Annotated in this window: 22 protein-coding genes; 9 read left to right on the forward strand and 13 right to left on the reverse strand. The window is 68.0% G+C overall.

All coding sequences use genetic code 11. From position 1 onward, the window contains the following. The first annotated feature begins 191 nt into the window (after positions 1-191). Complete coding sequence (locus QCD66_RS11905; protein WP_407566753.1) at positions 192-1,892, forward strand: IS1634 family transposase; 1,701 nt, start codon at positions 192-194, stop codon at positions 1,890-1,892. Positions 1,893-1,990: 98 nt separating this feature from the next. Here QCD66_RS11905 and QCD66_RS11910 read toward each other — a convergent pair whose 3' ends face one another. Both QCD66_RS11910 and QCD66_RS11915 read right to left on the reverse strand, forming a co-directional pair. After that, entirely contained in the window at positions 1,991-2,338 is a 348-nt protein-coding gene (locus QCD66_RS11910) for a hypothetical protein (RefSeq protein ID WP_375737367.1), read from the reverse strand. Between the two features lie 383 nt (positions 2,339-2,721). Then, positions 2,722-3,099: a hypothetical protein gene (locus tag QCD66_RS11915; protein WP_407567121.1), complete on the reverse strand. Its 378-nt coding sequence runs from the start codon at positions 3,097-3,099 to the stop codon at positions 2,722-2,724. 114 nt (positions 3,100-3,213) lie between these two features. On the opposite strand from QCD66_RS11915, the gene QCD66_RS11920 reads away from it, so the two are divergent. After that, positions 3,214-4,326, forward strand: a complete 1,113-nt coding sequence (locus QCD66_RS11920) for an ISAs1 family transposase (protein ID WP_407566990.1) — start codon at positions 3,214-3,216, stop codon at positions 4,324-4,326. Here the strand turns inward: QCD66_RS11920 and QCD66_RS11925 are convergent. The 9 genes from QCD66_RS11925 to QCD66_RS11965 form a co-directional block, all read right to left on the reverse strand. Next, positions 4,319-4,729 carry a hypothetical protein gene (locus tag QCD66_RS11925; RefSeq protein ID WP_375737021.1) on the reverse strand — a complete coding sequence of 137 codons (411 nt, stop codon included), beginning with the start codon at positions 4,727-4,729 and terminating at the stop codon, positions 4,319-4,321. The genes QCD66_RS11920 and QCD66_RS11925 overlap by 8 nt on opposite strands. 423 nt (positions 4,730-5,152) lie before the next feature. Beyond that, positions 5,153-5,917, reverse strand: a complete 765-nt coding sequence (locus tag QCD66_RS11930) for a GP88 family protein (RefSeq protein WP_375737022.1) — start codon at positions 5,915-5,917, stop codon at positions 5,153-5,155. A 348-nt stretch (positions 5,918-6,265) separates the two neighbouring features. Next, on the reverse strand, positions 6,266-7,108 hold the full coding sequence (locus tag QCD66_RS11935; protein ID WP_375737023.1) for a replication-relaxation family protein: 843 nt from the start codon (positions 7,106-7,108) through the stop codon (positions 6,266-6,268). A gap of 285 nt (positions 7,109-7,393) precedes the next feature. Then, complete coding sequence (locus tag QCD66_RS11940) at positions 7,394-9,754, reverse strand: helicase HerA domain-containing protein (RefSeq protein WP_375737025.1); 2,361 nt, start codon at positions 9,752-9,754, stop codon at positions 7,394-7,396. A 143-nt stretch (positions 9,755-9,897) separates the two neighbouring features. After that, a complete protein-coding gene (locus QCD66_RS11945; protein ID WP_375737026.1) occupies positions 9,898-11,703 on the reverse strand; it encodes a VirB4 family type IV secretion system protein in 1,806 nt (601 codons plus the stop codon). A gap of 26 nt (positions 11,704-11,729) precedes the next feature. Then, the gene (locus tag QCD66_RS11950; protein ID WP_375737024.1) at positions 11,730-12,659 is read right to left on the reverse strand and encodes a PrgI family protein; all 930 of its coding nucleotides are present in this window, start codon (positions 12,657-12,659) and stop codon (positions 11,730-11,732) included. A gap of 511 nt (positions 12,660-13,170) precedes the next feature. Continuing rightward, positions 13,171-13,962, reverse strand: coding sequence for an IS1634 family transposase (locus QCD66_RS11955; protein ID WP_407567122.1), 792 nt, complete (start codon positions 13,960-13,962; stop codon positions 13,171-13,173). Next, the gene (locus tag QCD66_RS11960; RefSeq protein ID WP_407567123.1) at positions 13,949-14,872 is read right to left on the reverse strand and encodes an IS1634 family transposase; all 924 of its coding nucleotides are present in this window, start codon (positions 14,870-14,872) and stop codon (positions 13,949-13,951) included. The genes QCD66_RS11955 and QCD66_RS11960 overlap by 14 nt, the downstream gene beginning before the upstream one ends. Positions 14,873-15,051: 179 nt before the next feature. After that, complete coding sequence (locus QCD66_RS11965) at positions 15,052-15,753, reverse strand: hypothetical protein (protein WP_407567124.1); 702 nt, start codon at positions 15,751-15,753, stop codon at positions 15,052-15,054. Between QCD66_RS11965 and QCD66_RS11970 the strand changes: the two genes are divergently transcribed. Then, positions 15,746-16,189: a hypothetical protein gene (locus QCD66_RS11970; protein ID WP_407567125.1), complete on the forward strand. Its 444-nt coding sequence runs from the start codon at positions 15,746-15,748 to the stop codon at positions 16,187-16,189. The two genes, QCD66_RS11965 and QCD66_RS11970, sit on opposite strands and share 8 nt — an antisense overlap. Before the next feature lie 27 nt (positions 16,190-16,216). Here the strand turns inward: QCD66_RS11970 and QCD66_RS11975 are convergent, their stop codons facing one another. Beyond that, a complete protein-coding gene (locus QCD66_RS11975) occupies positions 16,217-16,555 on the reverse strand; it encodes a pilin (RefSeq protein ID WP_364219129.1) in 339 nt (112 codons plus the stop codon). A gap of 434 nt (positions 16,556-16,989) precedes the next feature. Here QCD66_RS11975 and QCD66_RS11980 point away from each other — a divergent pair, with 434 nt between their 5' ends. Continuing rightward, entirely contained in the window at positions 16,990-17,301 is a 312-nt protein-coding gene (locus tag QCD66_RS11980) for a hypothetical protein (protein WP_364219126.1), read from the forward strand. Positions 17,302-17,506: 205 nt separating this feature from the next. Further along, positions 17,507-20,014, forward strand: coding sequence for a hypothetical protein (locus QCD66_RS11985; protein WP_375735126.1), 2,508 nt, complete (start codon positions 17,507-17,509; stop codon positions 20,012-20,014). 143 nt (positions 20,015-20,157) lie between these two features. On the opposite strand, the gene QCD66_RS11990 is transcribed toward QCD66_RS11985, so the two are convergent. Then, the gene (locus QCD66_RS11990; RefSeq protein WP_375735125.1) at positions 20,158-20,952 is read right to left on the reverse strand and encodes a hypothetical protein; all 795 of its coding nucleotides are present in this window, start codon (positions 20,950-20,952) and stop codon (positions 20,158-20,160) included. A 654-nt stretch (positions 20,953-21,606) separates the two neighbouring features. On the opposite strand from QCD66_RS11990, the gene QCD66_RS11995 reads away from it, so the two are divergent. Genes QCD66_RS11995 through QCD66_RS12010 form a run of 4 tightly spaced genes read left to right on the forward strand, consistent with a single transcriptional unit; the run spans position 21,607 to position 23,960 of the window. Beyond that, positions 21,607-22,323: a hypothetical protein gene (locus QCD66_RS11995; RefSeq protein WP_375735124.1), complete on the forward strand. Its 717-nt coding sequence runs from the start codon at positions 21,607-21,609 to the stop codon at positions 22,321-22,323. Beyond that, complete coding sequence (locus tag QCD66_RS12000) at positions 22,316-22,876, forward strand: hypothetical protein (protein WP_375735123.1); 561 nt, start codon at positions 22,316-22,318, stop codon at positions 22,874-22,876. The genes QCD66_RS11995 and QCD66_RS12000 overlap by 8 nt, the downstream gene beginning before the upstream one ends. Beyond that, the gene (locus QCD66_RS12005) at positions 22,873-23,418 is read left to right on the forward strand and encodes an XF1762 family protein (RefSeq protein WP_375735122.1); all 546 of its coding nucleotides are present in this window, start codon (positions 22,873-22,875) and stop codon (positions 23,416-23,418) included. The genes QCD66_RS12000 and QCD66_RS12005 overlap by 4 nt, the downstream gene beginning before the upstream one ends. Then, positions 23,415-23,960, forward strand: a complete 546-nt coding sequence (locus tag QCD66_RS12010) for a hypothetical protein (protein WP_375735121.1) — start codon at positions 23,415-23,417, stop codon at positions 23,958-23,960. The genes QCD66_RS12005 and QCD66_RS12010 overlap by 4 nt, the downstream gene beginning before the upstream one ends. The last annotated feature ends 3 nt before the right edge of the window (positions 23,961-23,963 follow it).

The raw sequence follows: 23,963 nt of genomic DNA on the forward strand, positions 1-23,963 counted from the left end.
ACCAAGGGGTACGGCGGGCCGTGCTGCCCGAGTTCCGCAGTTCGTAGGAACACAAGCATGATCGGGTCGGGGTCGATGCTGGTCACGGGCTCGCAGATGCCTCGGACTGGGCCGGCGGATCCGAAAGTGTAGTAACACGACCTGAGATTCACATCTTGTTCTGCCAGTGGTGATGTGGTTTCTTCGTAGTCATGTATCTGCGGTTCACCTCGCGGACCAACGCCGACGGCAGCGTGGTGCGCTACGTCGCGTTGGCACACAACCGGCGCGTGGACGGCAAGATCAAGCCTGATGTGCTTATGAATCTGGGCCGCGTCGACCGGGTCGACGTCGAAGGGCTGCGCCGGCTCGCCGCGTCGATCGACAAGCACTTCGGCGAAGACGGCGCGGGTGCGGAAGCGGGCCTGGCGGCCGGAGCGGGACCTCTCGACGTCGTCGACGCACGGTCGATCGGGTCGACATGGCTGCTCGACGGGTTGTGGCGGCGCCTCGACGTCGGCGCGGCGGTGCGGGCGGCTGCGGACGCGCGTAGGTTCACCACGAACATGGAACGGGTGCTGTTCGCGCTGGTCGCCAACCGAGCTGTGGCGCCGATGAGCAAGCTGTCGGCCGCCGAGTGGGCCGGGCAGGACACGGTCATCCCGGGCCTGACCGGTATGGACGACGACCACGCGTACCGGGCGATGGACCTGCTCATCGACGCCGATACCTGCGGCCGGGTGCAGGAGGCGGTGTTCTTCGCCGTGGCCAACCTGTTCAACCTTGAAGTCGACCTGTTGTTCTTCGACACCACCAGCACCTACTTCGAACGCGACACCGAAGACGACGGCGACGATGCGTTTCGCCGGTTCGGGCACTCCAAGGACCACCGCTCGGATCTGCCGCAGATCGTCATCGGCCTGGCCGTGACCAAGGAAGGCATCCCGGTGCGGTGCTGGTGCTGGCCCGGCAACAGCAATGACCAGGCCGTGCTGGCCGAGGTTCGCGACGACATGCGCGACTGGAAGCTCGGACGCGTGATCACCGTGGTCGACCGCGGGTTCTCCAGCGCGGACAACCTGGCCTACCTGCGCCGCGCCGGCGGGCACTACATCGCCGGGATGCGCATGCGTGACGGCAACCCCCTCGTCGAGCGGGTCCTGGCCCGCCAGGGCCGCTACCAGCAGGTCAAGGACAACCTGCGCGTCAAGGAAGTACGCATCGACGGATCCGACGTGCGGTTCGTCATCTGCCACAACCCCGACCAGGCGATGCGTGACAAGCAGCACCGCGACGACGCGATCGCCCGCGTCGAAGCCGAACTCGAACGCATCCGTGACCAGCGCGAACGCGACGCCAGACGACCCGTCGCAGACAAGGCCCGTAAGAAGAACGAGGCGGCGCACGCCCGCGCCGAGTGCGCCCTGCGCGACCACCCGACCCTGGGCCGGTGGCTCGTCCAGCAGCCCAACGGACGACTGAAGGTCAACAAGGCCAAGGTCAAGGCCGAGGAACGCCTCGATGGCAAGTACCTCATCGCCACCTCCGACCCGCACATCAGCGCCGAGGACGTCGCGCTGGGCTACAAGAACCTCCTCGAGGCCGAGCGCGGGTTCCGCGACCTGAAGTCGCAACTGCTGCTGCGGCCGGTGTTCCACCGCCTCGAGCACCGCATCCGCGCCCACGTCCTCATCTGCTGGCTGGCCCTGCTGCTGATCCGCGTCGCCGAACGCGCCACCGGCCAGACCTGGCGAAACATCAACCGGCAACTCGGACGAATCAGCCAGGTCACCCTCGCCGGGCCCGCCGGCACCGTCGTGCAGACCACCCCGCTGAGACCCGAACACAAGGCCATCTACCAGGCACTTTCCGTCCAGCCGCCGGCCCGGGTCACCGCCTTCGACCCCCAGTAGCCAAGATCAGATCCTGGCAAGAGGGCGTAGACACACGCCTCTTGTTCGACGCACGTCAATCTTCGCTGCTCCACATCCAGATTCCGATGATCGTTGAACTACAAACTGCGGAACCCGGGTTGCACGGCGAGGCGTTGATGGCGGGCCTGGGTACCGCTGAGCACGAGGTCCGGCGTGGCGACAGCGGCGCGAACGGTGCACCACGCCACGAGCAGGCCACCCGAGTAGACGAGATAGGCCGGAGTGTCGATGCCGACAACACCTGCGGCGCGGGCGTCAAGCGAAGCCCGCAGGGCGGCGGCCTGGGTTGCGGGCAGCCCGTCGAGTCGCAGCGGCGGTGCGCCGCCGTACCGCTCGGCGAGGGCGATGCCGACCAGGGTGCCGGCGTTGAAACTGTCGAACTGCCGGATTTCCGTGAGGGCTTCGGAAATGGTGCTCCGCCTCATGTCGCCTCCAATCAGGTAGGACCGGTCCGGTTGTGATCCGGACCAGATGAAATGGGCTGGCGAGCCGACCCATGAGCTGGATCGGTTTGATGTCGGGGCGCTCGTGACCTATGGCGCGACCCAGGCTGGCGCCTCCCTTCTCGGCACCGTCTGGCCGGCGCCCTCCGGTGGGCATGGCAATGGCCGGGCCGGCGAGGATGCCTGCCCGGCGTCAGTGGGGCCGTAGGAGGGACGCGCACACATCGCCGGACTCTGTCCAGTGATGTGGCCGCTGATAAACGGTTGACTTCGACAGGAACGGCGCCGACTGGTGTGGATCTTCGGCGTGGGTGGAACCGGGCAACTCGGCTGGCAAAGCCCGAGCTACCCGCTCGCAATCGTCGCTATTCGCTGCCGGACTGAGCAGTGATAGCCACGAGTGGGGTGTCCCGATGCAGACGGTCGATGTAGTCGTTTGCGGCGTGCAGATAACGCAGCTGGTCGAACAGCCGTCCGCTGCTCGTAGTGAGCAAGTCGCCGTCGGCGGTGGCGACAGCGTCGCCGGGAACCGCGGCGAGCGCGGCGAGGGTGCGGTACGCGTTGAATCCCGATTGCAAAGACTCCAGTCGTGCTCGGGGAATGGGGTGCTGCCGGTACGCGGCGTTATAGGCGGTCATCGCCAGCACGCGGGGCTGCGCCAGGGCCCCGGCAAAGTCGTGATGGTGCCCGACTTGGATCGCTTGGAGTAGAAGCGCCGCAGTTGGTGGCAGCAAGACGGGCATGACGGTTCAGAAGATCATCAAGGTTCCTACGCCACGATGATCTATCCGAAGTGAGTCATGCCCGCGCTGCCATCATCGCTGATCTCGTCCCTGTCCCGCGCACCGGCTCTGACCGTGCCCGAAACCGCGGGCGGGCTGCCCGCAGCACTCGCCGATGTGCCCGATCCGCGTGCCCGGCGAGGCGTACGGCACCCGCTGACGGTCGTGGTGACCGCGGCGGTATGCGCCGTGGTGGCCGGCTACCGCTCCTACACCGCCATCGCCGAGTGGATCGCCGACGTTCCGGACACGACCGTCCTGGCCGTCGGTATCGCCCCGGACCGACGACCGTCCGAGGCCATGATCCGCCGACTGTTGCAGGCCCTGGACCCAGACCTGCTCACCACCGCCATCGGCACCTGGCTCGCCGGCAGAGCCCCGGCCAGCACCCCAGTGAACCGGCAGGCGATCGCCGTCGACGGCAAAACCCTGCGAGGATCACGCACCGCCGACAGCACGGCCCAGCACGTCCTGGCCGCCTGCGATCAGAACACCGGCGTCGTGCTGGCCAGCACCGACGTCGACGGCAAAACGAACGAGATCACCCGGTTCGAGCCCCTGCTCGACCAGATCGGCGACCTGACCAACACGGTGATCACCGTCGACGCTCTGCACTGCCAGCGCGATCACGTAACCTACCTCGCCAAACGCGGCGCCCACTGGATCCTGACAGTCAAAGGCAACCAACCTCACCTGCACAAACAGCTCGCCGACCTGCCCTGGCGGCAGGTCCCGGACGCCACCCGCCATGACGATCGCGGGCACGGCCGTCGAGAAATCCGCACCCTGAAGATCCTCTCGGTCTCCACCGGCATCGCGTTCCCGAACGCTGCCCAGGCCCTGCAGATCCGCCGCCGCAGACGCCGCCTCGACCAACCGAGACGCTTCACCACCGAGACCGTCTACGCCATCACCGACCTACACGTCCACCAGGCAAAACCCGAACAACTCGCCACCTGGATCCGCGGCCACTGGTCCATCGAAAACGCCGTCCACTGGGTCCGCGACGTCACCTACGACGAAGACCGCTCCCAAATCCGTACCGGCACCGGACCCCAAGTCATGGCCGTCCTACGCAACACCGCCATCAGCGCGCTCCGCACCGCCGGCGTCACCAACATCGCCGCCGCCAACCGACACCACGCCCGCGACAGCACCCGCCCCCTGGCACTACTCGGCATCATCTAACGACTTTGCCGGGGCCCTGGGGCTGCGCCAGGTACGCCTGTTGGGCCCGGCTGACCGGCCAAGTGTCCGAGTCGGCGCGGTGCCGGTCGACGAACACCCACCAAGGTTGGGCGTCGCGGGTGCCGGAAACGACAGCACGCCATTGTTGCCACTGCCATGCGGCGTAGTTGTCGGCCTGCGTACGCATGGATTGGAAGTCGAGGAGACGGATCGGGCCGCCGGCGGCGCGCCCGCGAACGCGGCGCAGCAGCTTGCGGGTGAGACGGCGACGCGCCGAGAAGTGGCCAACCGCACCAGCCGGCAAAAGGTCCTGGCTGCGGACGCGGGAAGCGGCCGAATCGGCAAGCGCCGCGGTTGCGGTGTCGGGGTCGAGGGCGACCACGACGGTCAACGGTGAGGACATGCAGATACCTCCATTCTGATCAATGAGATTGGTGAGGTGGTACAGGTGTCGCCGGAATGGGAATCCAGGCGAACCGCAGGGGCCGGAATGTTCTCGGCGGTGCGGTCAGTACGAGAACGGTGGGGCGGGGTGGGCGGAGCGTCGCGGAAGAAGGTGTCGCTGCCGACCGGCCGGTGGCGGGTGGGCGGGTGCGGTTCCTGCCGGGACGGGCCGATGCCCGAGGTGGTGCGAGGTGAGGGGTTCATGAAATGAGTCCCCACCGTAGCCCGTCCACCCAACAGGAGACGATCATGGTGTGGGATCGCAAAGAGTCGGCTTGACCAGGGCTGTTGGCCGACGAGCAACCCTTGCGGTCGCGGCCATCGGCGGATGCTGTTGGTCAACGAGGACGGGGCTGTTGGCCAACGGACACCCCCTGTTGGGTCATGTCCCGTTGACATGCGACTCCGGCCGCCGGGCGACGCGTTCGGCGTCGATCTCGGCCTGCCAGTTGCTGGCACGCCGGCCAGCGAGCTTGCGCAAGGCTGCGGGGATGCGGTTGGCGAAAATCCCGACCAGTCGAGGACCGAGAACGGCGAGGAGATCACTGGCCTCTTGGGATGACCATCCGGCGGCGGTGATGGCGTTCTCGTCGGGGAAGATGTCGGCGATACGGTCGGTGGCGGGATCCAGCGCGGCGTCCTGGGCGCCGCCCAGGGAGTACACCCAGAGGAAGTTCGGCGGCGGGTCCGGTTCGACGAGCCGCCGGAACCTGTCCACCTCCTTGCTGTAGGCATAGAAGTTGATCCCCGGACGGGCGCGACAGATGCGCATCCAGGCCTTGGTGTAGTCGTCGGAGAAGAAGTCGCCGGAGTCGTGGATCCTGATCCACGCGTCCTGAAACCTCCGTCTCTCAAGCTCGGCAACCATGGCTGCTTCCCATCCCGGTGGATCGTCGAGCACGAACATCAGATTGGCGTGATGTTTGGCGCGCACCGTTGGCCAGGTGTAGGTGCCGTGCCGCGCGTAGCAGATTTCGCGGCAGATGCCGGCTGATGGGCAGGTGTTGTATGGCCGGCCGTCAGGAAGACGGCCGGCCCACGCCGGTATGGACCAGTTCCATGCCCCGATTCTTCTCATCTCCCGGTTCTGGGTGAGGAGTCGGCGTGGGCGCTGGGTGTTCGTCGTGAAGGGACCTTCTTCGGGCATGGATCTCCCTTGTGGAAAGGCTCTGAATTGCTGCCGCGGCGGTGATGGCGGCGGGAAAGGCCGCAAGCGAACGCGATGTGTGGTCAACTGGATTCGACGGCCAGTACGGATTCTGGTGGGCCGACGTCAGGTGCCACGTGCGAGAAGACCGCGACCGTTACCGGGTTGAGGTGACCGATGTCGGCCGCGCGGAAAATGCGCGACCCCGGGAACGGGCCGACCGGTACGGCAGAGGATCTATGAGATCTCTAGCGGGGGTGTGCGCGTGTCGTTCGGTTGCCATCGGGGGAGTGGTTCGCCGCGCAGAGGGGTGAATTCGAGTACGGGTTCTCGGCGTGCTTCGACGAGTCAGGTGAGCTCGTGTAGCGGGTCTTGATCGGTTGAAGGCGGCCCCGGATTGAGTGGGCCGGGCTCCTCTTCTGTGGTGGGAAGGTCGGCGAGGCGTAGCCGGTGGCCGCCGTTTCCTACGAGCCGCCACACGGGCCCGGCCGGGCCGTGACCATTCACGCGGTCCCGGGCGCAGGTCGCGATAGCGACAGTGGCCAAGGCGTCGGCGACCCGATGGTCGTGGCCGGCCGTCTCGCCCAGATGGTGGTGGAGGTTCCGCTCCCTTTCCCGGCTGGGAAGGGAGAACAACAGGACATGTCCGGGGCCGCCGTCGACACGTAGCCGGCGATAGGGCTCCAGCTTGTCGCGCAGCCGCACGTGGCCCTCGGTGCCGCGGTCGTACTCCAGCCAGAAGCCGACTCTGCGTTGGCCCGTGGTCCAGACACCGTGCCCGTCGGGGCGTACGCGGCGGCCGAACGCGGCGGCGGTCTGCTGCTCGGACCACCAGCGGGTCAGCCGGGACTGTGGGTGGGATCGGCTGTGCGCGAGCAGGTCGATGAAGAACTGGTTGGTCTCGATGGTGTGCCGGCGAGTGCGGTCGGACAGGACGCTGTCGGCGGCCATGGCCACCGCTTTCGGGCTTGGTGGTGTTTCGCCGCGGGTGAGGGCGACCAGGCGGGCCGACAGTCGTCCGGGCACCCAGTAGACCTGGGACGGCTGTCCGGAGCGCAGGACGCGGTTGATGAAGTCCATGCGGCGTAGTGCGTAGAGGCGGTGGGCGCAGGTGATCGGTGAGTCGAACAGGACCGCGGCGATCTGGTCGCTGGTGAGCGCGGTGTGGTCCGAAAGCAGGACGGCGATCACCCGGTCGCGGGGGCGTAGCCGGGCGGAGATGTCGGCGAGGGTCGTTGTCGTGCGTCGGGCGGGCGTACGAGGGCGTGGGGGTGACGGGGCGTCCCCCGGTCGGAGAGTATCCCCCTGAGGGGACTGTCGGGATGGTTGATCATGGGGCATTCGGGGCACCTGCCTGCGCTGTTGGGTGGCTGAGGGTGGGTTGGGTTTCGCCGGGACCAGGCCGGGGTGTGGACCAGGGGCCGACCGCTGCCAGGCCGGGCCGGCGCCCGGCCTGGCAGCGGTGATCGACGGCGTTTACCGGCGGCCTTCGGGCTGGGTAGCCAGCCGCTTGGCGAGTTGTTCGATCGCCGTGGGATCGCCCGCGCTACGGCTGGCCGCGGCGCAGGCCCTGCGGACCTGATCTGCTGCGCCAGGGATCGAAGGCCGGGGCGGTCGGGCCCGCAGCGTGAATGCCGCGGTTTCCCGGTTGTTGATCACGAGTCGGGCGGCGGCCTGGTAGGCGTCCAGATGGCTCAGGTCGTGTTCGGACAGTTCGGGGAACATGTGCCGGGCCATCTGGTGGGCGTCCTCGGGCGCCACGTTGAACGTGATCTTGTTCCTCGCGTTCGCGGACAGCGCCAGTTGGGTGGGCCGCGGTAGCTGGGCGAGATCCTGGTGGGCCAGCACGAGGCTCATCCGGTAGCCGCGGGCCTCGGCAAGCATGTCGTCCACCGACCCGGGCAGATTAAGAAAATTGTGACACTCATCGATGTAAACGGTGCAATCGCGGCGTTTGTCCTCAGGCAGTTTCGCGCGCGCGGTGGCGGCCTGCCAGGCACGGGCCAGGACGAACGAACCCATCAGCCGGGAGGTGTCCTCGCCAAGCTGTCCCTTCGGTAGCCGGGCAAGGAGGATTCCGCCGGTGTTGAGCAGGGTTTCCATGTCGAACGACGAGCGCGGCGTGCCGAGCGTGCGACGCGGGAAGTCCCGCAGCAGGAAGGCACGCAGCCGCGCCATGACGGGGCCGATGACCTGTGCCCGCACCGGCGGCGGCATGGACTCGTACCAGGTCCAGTAGCCGAGCAGCCCTTCCGGATCGTCGAGGTCTTGGGTGAACGCCGTCCGGAACTTTTTGTCGTTGAGCAGCGGCGGAACGAGGGCGAGGGTGGCGTTGGCCTTGCGCATCAGGGTCAGGCAGGCCACCCGCAAGGTGTCGTCGATGCGGGGTCCCCAGTGCCGTTGAAAGATCTTGGAGAAGATGGAGACCACGTTGTCCACCGCGAGGTCGTGGTCGTCGCCGGACAGCGGATTGAAGTAGCCGCCCTGTCCCTGGTCGGGGTCGATGAGCACGACCCGGTCGGCGAACTTCGGGTCGAGCCGGTCCAGGACATCGGTGACCAGGTCGCCCTTGGGGTCGATGACGACAACCCCGCGGCGGGCGGCCACGTCGTCGAGGATCAGGTTGACCAGAAACGTGGACTTCCCGACGCCCGTGCTTCCAAGAACGTGCAGGTGTTGGCGGGCATCGACGACAGGTAGGGCGACGGTGTGGCCGCCGATCTGCGCGCGGCCGAGCTGTTTGACGCCCCGGCCACCGGATGGCGCCTCGACCGGTGCCGGCATCGGTCTGGCACGGGCGCGTACCAGGCCGGGCACCGCCAGATCGGTGGGCAGGGCGGCGACAGCGGCAAGCTCAGCGACGCCGAGCAGATAGCCGCAGCGCAGCGGCCGGCTGGCCAACACTGCGGCCGGCTGGCCGAGGCGGACGCGCCGCAGCCGCTGCCGGGCGGTGTACAGGCCGTAGGCGGACGCGGCGCCGTGGGCGAGCGTCCTCAACCGGGCCCGCAGCTTGTCCTCACCCGCCTTGCGCGGGTTGGTGTGCGCGATGCCGTACCGGATCGACGCCTCCCACAACTGGCCCGAGGCGAGCTTGTCCACCGCCGCACGGGCGTCACGCTCCCGCTCCGGATCACCAACCGGCGGCCGGTACGCCACGCTGCGGCCACCGGCACCGGTGCTGGCACGCCCGGGCCCGGGCATCAGCAGATTGGCGATCCCTTCCAGCCAGGTCGCGGGATCGAAGGCGCCCCGGGCGGGCTGTCCGGTACGCAGCGCCGCCGTGCCGGCCCGCAGCCGGCGAACCTGCCGGCGTGTCGCCGGCCGGGCGAGGACCTGCACGCAGGCGTACTCGTGCTCGCCCAGCCCGGACAAGGCGGAGATCAGGAGCCGCAGAGGGTCGCTGTCGTGGCCAGTGACGATCGGATACCAGGCCGGCAGCGTCGGCGCCAGGGCGTCACCCTCGGCGATGACGGTGGCGGGGATCGGGTCGGCGGCGTCGCCGACCGTGGCGGTGGCGCCCGGCCAGGCGCCGGCGACGGCAGCGAGGACCGGTCCGGCAGGAACGGTGCCAGGCAGCCAGATGACGATGGTCAGCTGCCGGCCCGCCCACCGGTACTCGAAGCCGACGTGCGGTGTGCCGTAGAGCAGACGCCGCCAGCCCATGGGACGCAGGATCTCGGCACAGGTCGCCCACCACCGCGCCGCGCTGTCCGACTCCACCTCCAGCGGCGGGGTGATGGTGATCTGCTGGGCGTGGCGCTGCCAGCGCTGCTGCCGCCACCTCAGCAGCCGGGCGTGAGCGACGAACGCGAGCACACCCAACGCCACCGCGGCCATCGCGAGCCACGGCCGGGCCGAAGACCACGCAACCGCGTTCCCGACAGCGTCGGGGACCAGGCTGGACGGGGCCGGCGTGCCGAACGACGGCAGCGGCGCCGGAGTAGGCGGGGTTGGTGCCGGGACCGGCGAGGCGACCCTGATCACGGCGTCTCCTCGGGGTCGGTGTTGCCCGTGACGCACAGTGCGTGCTCCCGGTAGGAGGACACGGCATGGCTGGCCACCCGATTGCTCCCGGACAACAGGAGACTCTCTCCGCGTTGGGCGGACAACAGCATCCGTGCCTCACCACCGGTGAGGCTGAAACTGTCGGCCACGGCCGCGACCGCCTGCGGAGCCTGCCTCATCAACACCTGGGTGGCACTGTTGGCGATGACCGCCTGACCGAGCTCGGAGCCCAACAGATCGGCCGCGTCCTGGGTGATCACCGACAGGCCGGCGCGACGCTTTCGGGCCGCCTTCGCCAGCCGGTTCAGGAACCGCACACCCTCGCCATCGCGCAACAACGTCCACGCCTCGTCGACGATGACAAGCCGACGCCGGCCGCCGGTGGGATCAGCGGCCGGCGGGGCATCCACGACCCGCCAGATCGTGTCCAGGGCCAGGAGCATGCCCGGGGCACGCAACTCGTCGGCGAGCCGGCGGGTGGACCACACCACCAGATGACCGGTGGGTCGGGTGGTGGTCGGCCCGGCGAACAGATCGCTGAAGCTGCCGGTGGTCCACGGCGACAGTCGAGCGGCAAGGGTGACCGCCGGTGGGGAGCCGTCCGCCTCCAACGCGGCCGCCACGTCCCGCAGCAGCGGCGCCGGCCGCCTCCAGGTGGCCGGGTCGTTGGTGACGCCCGCCCCAAGGTAGGCGGCGTTGACGGCCCGGTCGAGGGCTGCGCGTTCGACCGGGTCCATGCCACCCGCCTGACCAGCGGCGCCGAGCAGCACGTTGACCAGGGCGTGGGCGAACAACGCCCGCCGGTTACGGGCGTCCGGCCGGGTGTCGTCGGCGGCAATGTCCAGCGGGTTGAGCCGCACATCCGGCGCACCGAGGTCGATCACCGTGCCGCCGACCGCCCCGGCGAGGCGCCGATACTCGTCCTCGGGATCGATGACATGAACCTGCACCCCGTCATACAGCGACCGCAGCGTCTCCAGCTTGATCATGTAGCTTTTGCCGGCGCCCGAACGGGCGAGAACGACAGAGTTGTGGTTGTCCGCGGCCCACCGGTCGTGCCAGACGATCCCGTTGGTGGCCGTGTTCACCCCATACAGGACACCGGACGCGCTGGGCGGATCACCCGGCAGCGGAGCGGGCAGATCGGCGGAGGCCAGAGGCATACCGGCGGAGAGGCTGTCGGTGTCGAACACCCGCCGCATCCCGATGCTGTCCACCCCCAACGGCAAAGTGGACGTCCACGCCTGCATCTGCCGCCAGGTCGCCGGGACGGTGTCGAGCATGACCGACGCGGCGGTGGCCCGCACATGAGCGACGGACTCTGTCAACTCCTCCAAACTCGTCGCATGCACCGCGACGTAGTGACCGACCCGGAACAGGCGACTGGCTCCGCAGGCAACCCGGTCAGCCAACTCCGCGGCATCGGCGGCAGCGGCCTCGGTAGACGGGTCGTCCAGGCGGCCATGCTCGGCATCCGAACGCCGAGACGATTCCAAGCGCGCCCGCTGCCGCCGCAGCCGCGACGCGGCCACCTGCGGAGCGAGAGGCTCGATGTGGATGACGACGTCGGCGCGCCCGGGCCAGCCGGTCAGCGGGGACAGCCAACCCGCCCCGACCTCCGCGGGGTACCCGTTGACCAGCAGCGTTGAGGTGTAGCCGTCACCGACCTTCAGGTAGCGGGCAGTGACCTCGACGCTGGCCGGGCCGACCAGCGCCGGCAGCGTGTCAACATCCGCACCAGCCGGCGCCGCGGACGCAGACCGTCCCGTGAGCACGGACAGAAGGAACCGCAGCAGTTTCGGTAGCTTCACGACGCCTCCCCGGTGATCGGGGCGTCCAGCAGGGCCCGTTCACCGGGTACCGGCAGCGTGAACGGGTCCACCGCGGCGGCGAGTACCGTCGCGACGGCCGGCCCGTCCAAGACCCGGGTGGTGGCACCCAGGCCCTGCAACGCGGCGGCGGTGTGCTCGGCGGCGCGCAGCACATCGGTGTCACGCCGGGCGCCGGTGGCGGTGTGAACGATCGTGACGGTCCGCCATAGCGGCTGCCTCTCGTCCTCCAAGTCGAGAAGGAACTCGGCGTAGTCGGCGGCGGCATCGGCCAGCGCCGGGTCGGGTAGCAGGTGGGCGGCCCCGGCGATGCGCTGCGCATGGCCGGCGAGGTCGACCGGTTGAGTGGAGACCACGATCTGCACCGGCGCGGTCAGACTGTTCAGCCACCTGGCGTAGGCACCGACCAGCGCGGCCTGCTCCGCCGGGGTGCGTAGCCCCAGGTTGACGGTGGTAACCGCGACCAGGGCGGCGCTGCTCCCGCCGAGGTCGACGACGCCGTTGGCGGCGATCGCCCGCGCCGGCAGCCGCAGCGGAGCCGGCGCGGCCAGATCACCCTCGGCTCCGGCCGGGGGCGGCGCCCACTGGGGAGCTTTCCCTACTCCGGCGGGAGCGGGGACCTGCCGGCGCGGGACACGCGACCCCCGGACAGCGGCAAGGAGCCAGGCATCCAGGCTCAGTCCGTCACGGCGGCCCAATGCCAGGACCGTGGCAGCGCCGAGCAGCGGGAACATGGCTGCAAGGAGGAACGGCATCGGCACATGCCCCAGCAACGCCCGCCACAACAGATAGGCGACGGCGGCGGCGACCGCCAGGATGGACACCTGCCGCGCGGTCAGGTTGTAGAGAACACGATCCGGCGTCTCGACGTCCGCCGGAATCCGAGCACGAAGATCAACATCAGACATGGAAGCACCAATCCTCAGGTCAGGTGGGATATCAGTCCGACCGGCCGGTGCCGCTGCCGTCGTGGCTAGCGCCTGGCCGGTCGTGGATGGGCGGCAGCGGCACGAGCCGCTGCCGAGGCGCGGATGGTCCGGGTGGCCGCCGCCCGGCGCCGACGGTCACCGGCCGCCGCTGCATGCGCGGGCGAAAGCCGCAACGAAGCCGACCACCGGCCCGCCGGACGACGTCAGCGGTCCCGGGGCCAACCCGTGCCGCCGGGCGGGCCGCCGACTCCGCTGTCAGGCTGACCACCGGCGACACATGCGGTCCTGACAACGGTTCGGCCTCCGCCGGCCAATCCGATCCGCTCGCTGCTCGATGCGGACCGGTAGGCGACGTCGGCACAGACTCGGCACCCGGGTTCCGCAGTTTGTAGTTCAACGATCATCGGAATCTGGATGTGGAGCAGCGAAGATTGACGTGCGTCGAACAAGAGGCGTGTGTCTACGCCCTCTTGCCAGGATCTGATCTTGGCTACTGGGGGTCGAAGGCGGTGACCCGGGCCGGCGGCTGGACGGAAAGTGCCTGGTAGATGGCCTTGTGTTCGGGTCTCAGCGGGGTGGTCTGCACGACGGTGCCGGCGGGCCCGGCGAGGGTGACCTGGCTGATTCGTCCGAGTTGCCGGTTGATGTTTCGCCAGGTCTGGCCGGTGGCGCGTTCGGCGACGCGGATCAGCAGCAGGGCCAGCCAGCAGATGAGGACGTGGGCGCGGATGCGGTGCTCGAGGCGGTGGAACACCGGCCGCAGCAGCAGTTGCGACTTCAGGTCGCGGAACCCGCGCTCGGCCTCGAGGAGGTTCTTGTAGCCCAGCGCGACGTCCTCGGCGCTGATGTGCGGGTCGGAGGTGGCGATGAGGTACTTGCCATCGAGGCGTTCCTCGGCCTTGACCTTGGCCTTGTTGACCTTCAGTCGTCCGTTGGGCTGCTGGACGAGCCACCGGCCCAGGGTCGGGTGGTCGCGCAGGGCGCACTCGGCGCGGGCGTGCGCCGCCTCGTTCTTCTTACGGGCCTTGTCTGCGACGGGTCGTCTGGCGTCGCGTTCGCGCTGGTCACGGATGCGTTCGAGTTCGGCTTCGACGCGGGCGATCGCGTCGTCGCGGTGCTGCTTGTCACGCATCGCCTGGTCGGGGTTGTGGCAGATGACGAACCGCACGTCGGATCCGTCGATGCGTACTTCCTTGACGCGCAGGTTGTCCTTGACCTGCTGGTAGCGGCCCTGGCGGGCCAGGACCCGCTCGACGAGGGGGTTGCCGTCACGCATGCGCATCCCGGCGATGTAGTGCCCAGCCGGCGCGGCGCAGGTAGGCCAGGTTGTCCGCGCTGGAGAACCCGCGGTCGACCACGGTGATCACGCGTCCGAGCTTCCAGTCGCGCATGTCGTCGCGAACCTCGGCCAGCACGGCCTGGTCATTGCTGTTGCCGGGCCAGCACCAGCACCGCACCGGGATGCCTTCCTTGGTCACGGCCAGGCCGATGACGATCTGCGGCAGATCCGAGCGGTGGTCCTTGGAGTGCCCGAACCGGCGAAACGCATCGTCGCCGTCGTCTTCGGTGTCGCGTTCGAAGTAGGTGCTGGTGGTGTCGAAGAACAACAGGTCGACTTCAAGGTTGAACAGGTTGGCCACGGCGAAGAACACCGCCTCCTGCACCCGGCCGCAGGTATCGGCGTCGATGAGCAGGTCCATCGCCCGGTACGCGTGGTCGTCGTCCATACCGGTCAGGCCCGGGATGACCGTGTCCTGCCCGGCCCACTCGGCGGCCGACAGCTTGCTCATCGGCGCCACAGCTCGGTTGGCGACCAGCGCGAACAGCACCCGTTCCATGTTCGTGGTGAACCTACGCGCGTCCGCAGCCGCCCGCACCGCCGCGCCGACGTCGAGGCGCCGCCACAACCCGTCGAGCAGCCATGTCGACCCGATCGACCGTGCGTCGACGACGTCGAGAGGTCCCGCTCCGGCCGCCAGGCCCGCTTCCGCACCCGCGCCGTCTTCGCCGAAGTGCTTGTCGATCGACGCGGCGAGCCGGCGCAGCCCTTCGACGTCGACCCGGTCGACGCGGCCCAGATTCATAAGCACATCAGGCTTGATCTTGCCGTCCACGCGCCGGTTGTGTGCCAACGCGACGTAGCGCACCACGCTGCCGTCGGCGTTGGTCCGCGAGGTGAACCGCAGATACATGACTACGAAGAAACCACATCACCACTGGCAGAACAAGATGTGAATCTCAGGTCGTGTTACTACACTTTCGGATCCGCCGGCCCAGTCCGAGGCATCTGCGAGCCCGTGACCAGCATCGACCCCGACCCGATCATGCTTGTGTTCCTACGAACTGCGGAACTCGGGCGGCACGGGCCCCATCAGCGACGCCGGCGGGGGTACCGCTTTGGCAGCGCGGTGCCCGGGGTTCGTCCGGGCGGGAGATTCGGCGCCCCGGCCTGGGCCAGCGCCGCAGCCTTTGTACGGCGCCTCACCGGGCCGGGCGTTGTGCCACTGCCGCGGGCTGGCCGAGGCAGCGGAACCCCGCCAACCGGAGTACCGCCACCAGGCCCGCCCGCCTTCGGTGCGCGGCGCGTCCGATCGGCCCCAGCCCTTGCCGTGACACGGCCACCGCCCAACAGGCCACGGGTCAGGGCACGGCCGAGCTGCTGAACGACCGCGACCCGGACGAAGGCACCGACCACGTTGCGGGACTGGCCGCCGGTGACATACCGGCGTACCAGGGCCGGGATCCGGGTCACCGCCAGCAACAGGCAGCAGACGATGAGCAGGTTGAGAGTTCCGGTCGGATCGTCGGGCAGGCCGAGGGCGGGCAGGTTCGCGGTCGGGCTGACGAACACCGTCAGCCCGGTGTGCAGCGCGAGGGCCTGGCCGCCAACGGTGGCGAAGACGCCGAGGAAGGCCCGCCACCACAGCTTCGCGACCGGCTCCGTCCAGGGTGTGCCGTGGCAGGCCAAAGCTGCGGGTCCGACACAGACCAGTATCACCAGCAGGCCGAGGCGAAGGATCCAACCGGCCATGATCGTTGCGGCCAGGGTCGCGATGACCCCGCCGATGATCAACGTGAGCAGCGCGTTGGCCGGGTTGGTCAGCGCGGCGAGAATCGTGCGTTGCAGTTGCCCCAACGAGCCGTCGTCGGCGACCGGCCCCCCGGTGACGGCCTGGATCAGCGTGTTGCCCAGATTGATGAACTCCCGGCATGGGCATCGCGAAGTTCGCCGCGATGATGCCGATGACCAGACGGGGCGCGAGTTCAGTGACGCCGTAACGGGCCTGGACGCTGTCGCGGGCCATGAGCACCACGCCACAAGCGATGATCGCCAACACGTAGCAGGTGTTGACGATCCACAACGCTCGGCTGCCGACCGCCTGGACCTGCGGCAGGACGGTAACGTCCGGCACGATCAGGAACGCCGAGGACAGCAACCCCCACAGGATGTTGATGACCTCGGCGACGCGCTCGGCCATCCATCTCAGGACCGCGTCCAGCAGGGGTGAGATCCCGACGATGTCCCAGAGCACCGGTCAGCTGCCCAGGATGCCGCGCAGGATGGTCAGCAGCACCGGCGCGAGTACCGCGAGGGCGTAGCCGGTCGCGGCACCCTTCAGCGCCCCCTTGGCCTTCTCCACCTGGCCGGGGTCGCCCCCGGCCATGAGGTACAGGGCACCCCCGTACGTGAGGAAGAGGGTCGCGATACCGACCAGGATGCCGACGATCCAGGTGGTGAGATTGTTGATCACGGTCGGCAGATCGTTGACCGCAACCGAAGCCGGCGGCCCGGCAAAGGCCGCGCTGGTCGTGTCGGTGAGAACGACGGCGACCGTCGTGGCGGACAGGAACAGACAGGACAGGATGCGACGCATCTGGTCTTCACCTCCCGCCTCGCCTCGCGGCGAGACGCACTCGAAAACAGATGGGAGGCGCCGCCCGCGCGGGCGGAGACCGTGGAAGCGCTACTCCTTCCACACCAGGTTCGGAATCGTGGTGAGCACGGGCCGATGCCGGGCCGAGTCACCACCCACACCGGGCGGCGCCCGAGACCAGTCACTAACCCGGCTGGCGCGCCGGGGCGGATCGGTCTCGTGACCGCCAAAAGCCGGTGTCGGCCGCGATCTGCGGGGGCTGGCAACCCAACAGCGGCTAACGGAGACCCAACAAGGCCAGGAGAATGCTGTGTTTGTATGATGAAGGCGAGAATAGGGGCATTCTGGGATTTGCACCTAAAATGCCGACTTTTCTTACTGTCGATAGTGCAGAAGCAACTGAACTGGCGTGCTCCGGGTGGCAGCGTCAGCGCATGGATTTCCTGATGCTGCTACCCAGTCGGATCGGAATCGTGATCGGGTGCGACGGCGAGCAGCACTACGCACATCGCGACGGCACAGCCGATCCGATCCGCTTCGCGGTAATGAAGGCCGAGGGCCGTCACCTACGGCTGCGCGGCTACGAGGACTACCGGTTCGGCGGCATCGAACCCGTTGACGCCATCGCCACCCAGATGCTCGACGGACCTCTTCGACTGTCTCCTCGCCAGCTCGAGCAGCAACCCGTCCGATTGCCTATGCAAGCGCAGCAACCCGCTCTTTTGGCGGCTGAGCATGAAGATTAGCTTGGTCAGACTTTGTCAGATGTGGTGCGACTGCCGGGCAGTGCAGATCCAGCGGCAGGGTTCAAGCGACATCGGACTCGGTTCCGGCTGCCATCCCTATGCCGGGATAACTCGGGCGAGTTAAGGACACACCTTCCGGCACCCTGCTTCGGGATGGAAGGATCGTGCCCAACTCTTTCCTTACGCCCATTGGGGAGTCGCTTCGATGCAGCTCGGCCGTCGTTTGCTGGCGTTGCTTGTACTGACCGCCGTGGTGATCTCAACCAATGCCGCTTCAGAAGGGCAACCACGTGGCCGGCTCGTGGTGACGGTCGGAGGTCTTCCGTCAGGCGCAGTGCCACAGGTGGAGATTGACGGCGAGGGACGCGTCTGGCGCCTGGGTTCGTCCAAGGCGCTGTGGGTGCGGCCGGGAAGATACACGATCAGCGTCGCGCCGGTGGACGCTGGCGAGGCGAAGTTCTACGGCGCGGTGGACGCGCATCAAGTCGACGTGGCGGCGTCGGACACCGTCACGGTCGATGCCCGCTACCGGGTGGCCATTCCGTACACCACAAAGGTCGTTGACGACCCCGAGGATCCGCCCACCGTCGCCGTCGCACCAGACCACGTCGTGTTGATCGCTGGCGAGTACGCCGACAGTCTTCGGCCCGGCGACGCGATCGTCGTGGCCGAGGGGCCAAGAACCCGAGATGGCCTGTCCCGCAGAGTGGTTGCACTGGAGCGCAAGGGCGGCACTGTTGTTGCTCGGACAACTCCCGTAGCTCTGCTGGAGGTGGTTCCGAAGCTGGTGATGCAGTTCGACCATGCGCACACCACCGTGATGCCGGCTCCAGCCGCTGGCGGCGGTGGCGGCGTACTATCGCTGCCGCACGTACCCGCAGAACCGTGGAAGAGGCTCGAATCGACGCTGTTCGAGGCAACGCTACACGAACGAGAGGGGGCCCGCCCTCAGAAGGTGGAGGTGCAGCTCGCCGCCAACATGGACATCAACATTGACGGGTACATAGACATCGACCTCTGGGGGGATCCCTACGTCGAGGTAGGTGTAACCCCAAAGGTCGACTACGACGCCGGAGTCAGCTTTTCGGCGACCGGCAGAACGAACATGTCGACCCGCAAGGACATCGACCTGAAGAAGCAGGGCCGCTCGGTAAGCCGGATCTGCAAGTCAGTGGTCGGGAAGCTACTTCGGATCGGGCCCTTCTCACTCGGCTGTGACCTGAAGGGCGTCGCGCAAGCCGAGGTTGCCAGCAATGGTGACATTGCGCTCTCGAGGGGCGTAAAAGGCAGCCACTCCATCCCCGTGTCTTGGCGCACAGGAGAACTCCCCAAGGGATCGCTGCGTGGGTGGCCCTCAGAAGTGGAGCGGTATTCCCAGACGACGGTGTCCGCCGAAGGTGCAGCCACGGCACAGGGTGGCCTGACGTTCTCTTTCGGCGGCAACACCTGGATAGCGGATCTCAAGCTGCTGCTAAGGATGTCCTACGGGCTTGAGGTCAAGGCGTCGGCGAACCCCTTGGAGGTCACGGCCGGGCAGTCCTTCGAAGCCGGCCTAGACATCGAAATCGACGTGCCGATTGACCGGCTCGACGCGAATGTGAATCTGTTCTCGAAGGAGTTTGACTTCGGTTTCTCTACTTCGGCCGACCATGATGAGCGAGATCTCGACCCTCCAGCGCATGTGGGGATCGCTTTCAGGGACAGCGCTGGCCTGCACGTCGTCAGGCCGGCGACCGGTGAGGTCGAGACCGCGCCTGAAGGCAAGGGAACCCCCAACGGGGAAATACTCTTAGGTCCCGACGGTCGATTCCTGGCCGCGAGCTATTTGCCCGGCTCCGGCGGATACCCGCAGTCGTTGCTCATCTGGGACACTGAGACTGGGAAGACGTACTGGACGGATGAAACAGTTGGCTACGGAACCTTTGGTTTCGTCGACGCCAACACCCTCGTCGGCATAGAGACCGACTATCCCATGGACGCCGACGATGTAGCCGAAGGATGGCTTTACCAAGTGGACCTACCTTCGGGAAAACTTCAGCGGGTCGCGTCCGTGCCGCCGTACACCGATTTCGCTGGACTGACCTCTACGGGAACAGTGCTGGCATTGGAACCGAAATGGCGCGACGGCAAGGTCTGGGATCAGGAATCCAGCAACCTGCTTTGGCTCAGTCCTGACGGCGAGGTGTCCCGCCGGCTTCATCTTGACGCGGTGGTCTCCCGCGGCGTGATGTCGCCGGATCGAACCCGAGTGGCGGCCGTAGCCGCTCCGTGGGACACCATGTCCAAGTTTTTCATCGTCGATGTGGAGAGCGGGCAAGCAACCTCGGTGGATGCCTCACGTACCGGCCAATTGCTCAATCCTGAATCCGTCCGCTGGGCCGACAACACGCGAGTACTGGCTCAGGAGTACGACCCCGACAATCCTGAAGGCGCACGCACTATGATGTGGGAGTCCAACGAGTGGCACATCGTCGATACCGAGACTGACGTGTACGCAATAGCGCTTGGACGCGGCATTCAGGCGGTCCTCACCAGCCACCCTTACTTATCGGAACCACGGCCCGGCGACCTGTACCTTTTCTATGGACGTCCCTACGCCCAACGGTACGACCTATACACTCAACCACAACGTCAGGACGAGCCGATCTCTCGCGGTGGCGTCAATCGGATCAGTTTCCCGGTCTGGCAGCAGCCAACATTCACTCCCAACTAAACGATCTGTTGATAATGCCGTCCGATCCAGGCATCGCAGCCTGACGCCAGAACTCCTTCGGGTACTGAGCTACCCCGCTTTCGTGGAGCCGCTGAGCTGCCGGAGGCACCTCATCTCCAGGCCAGCGCAGTCGGGTCGCGCTCCTATGCCCCGGGCCAGGCGATCAACGCGGTTCGTGGGACGGGCCTGACTGGCCGCGGGCGTAGGCGCACGTGGGCGAGTTCGCCGGCACGGATGGCTGCGACCAGACGCAGTTCTGCCCGGTCGCGCCACTGGGAGGCGAGCTGGCCCTGGATACTGCGGCGGGCGGCGGCGGTCTGCACCGATACGCCTTCGAGTCGGGTTTCGGCGATGAGGTTCGCGTCGTCGGCGTCGATTACACCGAGGGCGATGGCGCGAGCGAGGACGAACTCGGGGTGGTCCCACGGGTGGAGAGGGAGGCGTGGCCCGGCCGGTTCGCTGTCGAGTTGGTCGGTGGTGACATCGGCGTAGCGGATCTTGCGGCCGGCGCGTTCGGCGGCGTCGAGTATCCGCCCGAGAATACGGTGCTGGTCGAGGTCGACACGTTGGAGCATCTGCTCCCAGAAGGTTTTGAGCATCTCGGCGTCGATGTCGTCGGTGTCGCCGCGGTAGCCGCGGGTGATGTCGCCGGCCCGCTTGCGCAGGCCGGGCATGGCGATGCCGATCGCGCCGATGCCCCATCCAGCGCCGTCGCGGCGAGCCCGTACGACCAGTTCGCGCCACACGCTGTCGCGGACCTCCGGTGTCGTGTCGCGGTCGAGCAGGAAGGTCTTCAGCTCGTCCAGGGCCATGATCCGTTGGGGGCAGCCGGAGAAGCCGCAACCGTCGAAGGCGATTGGCACAGGCCGGCGGACGAGCAGGTTGAACGCGCGCTGGTGGGCGTCGAGCGGCGACTCCCCGTCGAAGATCGAAGGCATGAAGCTCTCCCGAGATCCTTGCGACGCCGCGCCGGTCGGCACAGCCACGGCCCATCCACGCACGGCCACCCAACAGTGATAGCGACACGCCAACCCTGTTGGGCAACGGCGGTGGGGGAGAGGTAAGGCATGGCCAGCTGTTGGGCGCAGGTCAGAGCTTTGATCCGCGCGACCGTGTCGCTGTGGCACCCGGAGCCGGTGCGTGGGCTGCAGGTGCGGGGAGTTGCTGTCGGGCCAGCTCACGGGCCTGCCAGCCGCTGTTGGCGGGTAGTTGGCCAACAGCGGCGGCGGTCGAGGTCTTTGCCACCTCGCCGGCTGCACACATGGCCAGGCCGCCGGCCTTGTCGGCTCGATGCACGGGATGGTGTGACCTGTTAGCCGTCCTCCTCGCCGGCAGGAACCTGTGGATACGGTCTGTGGCCCGCCTGTCCGCAGGACTACGCGCTGCTTGTTTGGTTGGTCGTCGCGCGTCGTTGGGTAGTCCCCGGTCCGCTGTTGCGTGAGCGGTCCGGGTTCGTGGCCGCGAGCGCGTCCACGGCCGCGTCGCTGTTGGGTGCTGTTGGCCTGGGCACGACAGGCGAGCCCCCGCAGATCCGGGGTTGGGTGCGCTTTTGGGAGTCGTGAGCACGGGCCGCCGGTGGAAGCCACCTACCGATGACCGATCCCTTTGCAACATCCGAGCATCATGGCGAGCCGCATCAGCCGCCGCCCGGCGAGCCGGCGAGTCGCGACGCGTCCCTACCCGCTGACGTCGCGTACCGCGACTTCCTGCGTGTGGACCTCACCGACGGCCCACCGGTACCGATCTCGGTCTGGCGCGCCGTGCCGAGAGATGGCGATGACGAGGAGTCGTTCCGGCAGCGGCTGGCGCGGCGGATCGTCGTGACCTTCAGTCAGCGTGACACGACCGTGGTCGACTTCGACGGCGACCCAGCAATCGAGGAGGCGACCACCGCAGCCGGTCGTCTCTACCTGCCGGTCACCCATCCAGCCGATCTCACCGACGTGGACGACGTCCGGGTCGACCTCATCGTGCTGCGATGGCCCCGGCCGGCCGCGGCAGCTGACGCCGTGGTGGACCTGTTCCGCGCCTTCCGGCTGGTCGTCACCCCGGACGGGTTCGCGGTCCTCATCGTCGACCCCAACCAGCCGGCGGGCAGCTACCCGGAGCAGACCCACCGCCTGATCCCGGCCGCGGACGCCGGCGGAATGGCCTACCTGCAGCGCATCATCGCGATCACCGTCCCGATCGCTCTTACCACGGGCGACACCACGTCCGACGACGACACGAACTCCGGCAGTTCGACAGCCGGGCGACGCACCCACGTCGACGTCCTTGTGTTCGTCGTCGCGGGAGGCCACCGTGGCTGACACCCAACCCGGTCCCTCGCTGGTGTCCGTGCCGCAGCGGCCGGTGTGGCTCGAGCAGCGCCCGGTAGCCGCGCAGCGTCGCGGGAACCTGGCGAATGTGCTCGCTTCGATGCGGCCGGAACGTCCCGTGCTGGTGGTGACCTCGCCGCCGTACGGGCCCACCATGCTCAGCCGTGTCGCGAACCGTTCTTACTGTGGCGACCTCACCACCGGCCCGACTGCGGTACTCGCCGGCTGCGTACCGCTGCTGCGGCAGGACGCCACCGTCGTGGTCGCGCCGCGCCGCCACCCCAACGACACAGCCGACCCCGACACAGTCCTCGCTACCGGAACCGGCGCCAGGGTGACGCTCATCGAGCACAGCATCGGCCTGCTGGCCAACGTCCGCGCCGGCCACCTCGTTCCCACACCGCCGATACGCCTGCCCTGGGCGCCCGCCTCGCTGCCCGACGGCTTTCCCCTCCACCAGACCGCCTACGAGGACACCTACGTGTTTCAGCACCCGCCGGCGGCGGACCCGCTGGAAGCCGACGAGCAGGGAACGTGCCGATGATCAGCGACTCCTACCGCCGGCTGCCCCGGCCTCGCGTCCGCCCTGTCACCTACCGGCAGGCCAGAGACTTCATCACCGACCACCACCGCCACCTCACCCCGCCGCAAGGGCACAAGTTCTCCCTCGGCCTGACCAACCCCGCCGGGGACCTGCTCGGAGTGGCGGTGGTCGGCCGGCCCGTTGCCCGCCACCTCGACGACGGACTCACCGCCGAGATCACCCGCCTGGCCACCGACGGCTCCCGCAACGCCTGCTCCGTCCTCCTGGCCGCCGCCTGGCGCGTCGCCCGCCACATGGGCTACCAGCGCATGATCACCTACACCCGCTCCGACGAGCCCGGCACCAGCCTCCGCGCCGCAGGCTGGACCGCCGTAGCCGACCTGCCCGCCACCCCCGGCTGGGACCGGCCGAGCCGGCCCCGCACCACACACGAGGCTGACGGTGTGGCCCGTACCTGGTGGCAGGTCACCACTTCCGACTGGGCAGGCGTGGTTCGTCGTCCGCCCCGGCGTCCCCGGCGGCAGGGCGGAGAGACCGGATGACCATCTTCGACACTAACCCGGGTGACCCGGCTGACCGGTTCCTGCAGCACCGGGATGAGGCGATCACTGTCCACGGCGATGCTGAGCAGGTCCTCGCAACCCCGCCTACGGCCAGCGTCGGGGCCGCGGTCACCAGCCCGCTCCACGATCGGCTGCAGACCCCCTGGCGGCAAGGACCATACGGATCCGAAACCACTCGGCTGCACTATGTCGCCGGGAGGACGTGGGTCTTCGGGCATGTCCACCGGGTCCTTGAGATCACCGGCACGCTCCGGTTGGTTTTCGGCGGCTTGTACAGGATCAGCTCTGGCGACGAACCGCAGAACTGCAGCGATCTCAGCTACCACAGCCCCGACACCGCTCGTCTACCGATCAAGGCGCCCCTTGGGCTGTCCACGCCCATAGCTGTCCCCGACGACAATTCACTCGCAAAGATCCACAATGGGCGGCGGACAGATCTGCTACCCGATCACCGTGCGGTCGATGCCACGACGATCTGCGGCATCGGCACCCGTAACGCAGCATCGGGAAACCGGGAGTGACCA

It is taken from the genome of Polymorphospora sp. A560 (assembly GCF_045781765.1).
GTDB lineage: Bacteria > Actinomycetota > Actinomycetes > Mycobacteriales > Micromonosporaceae > Polymorphospora > Polymorphospora lycopeni.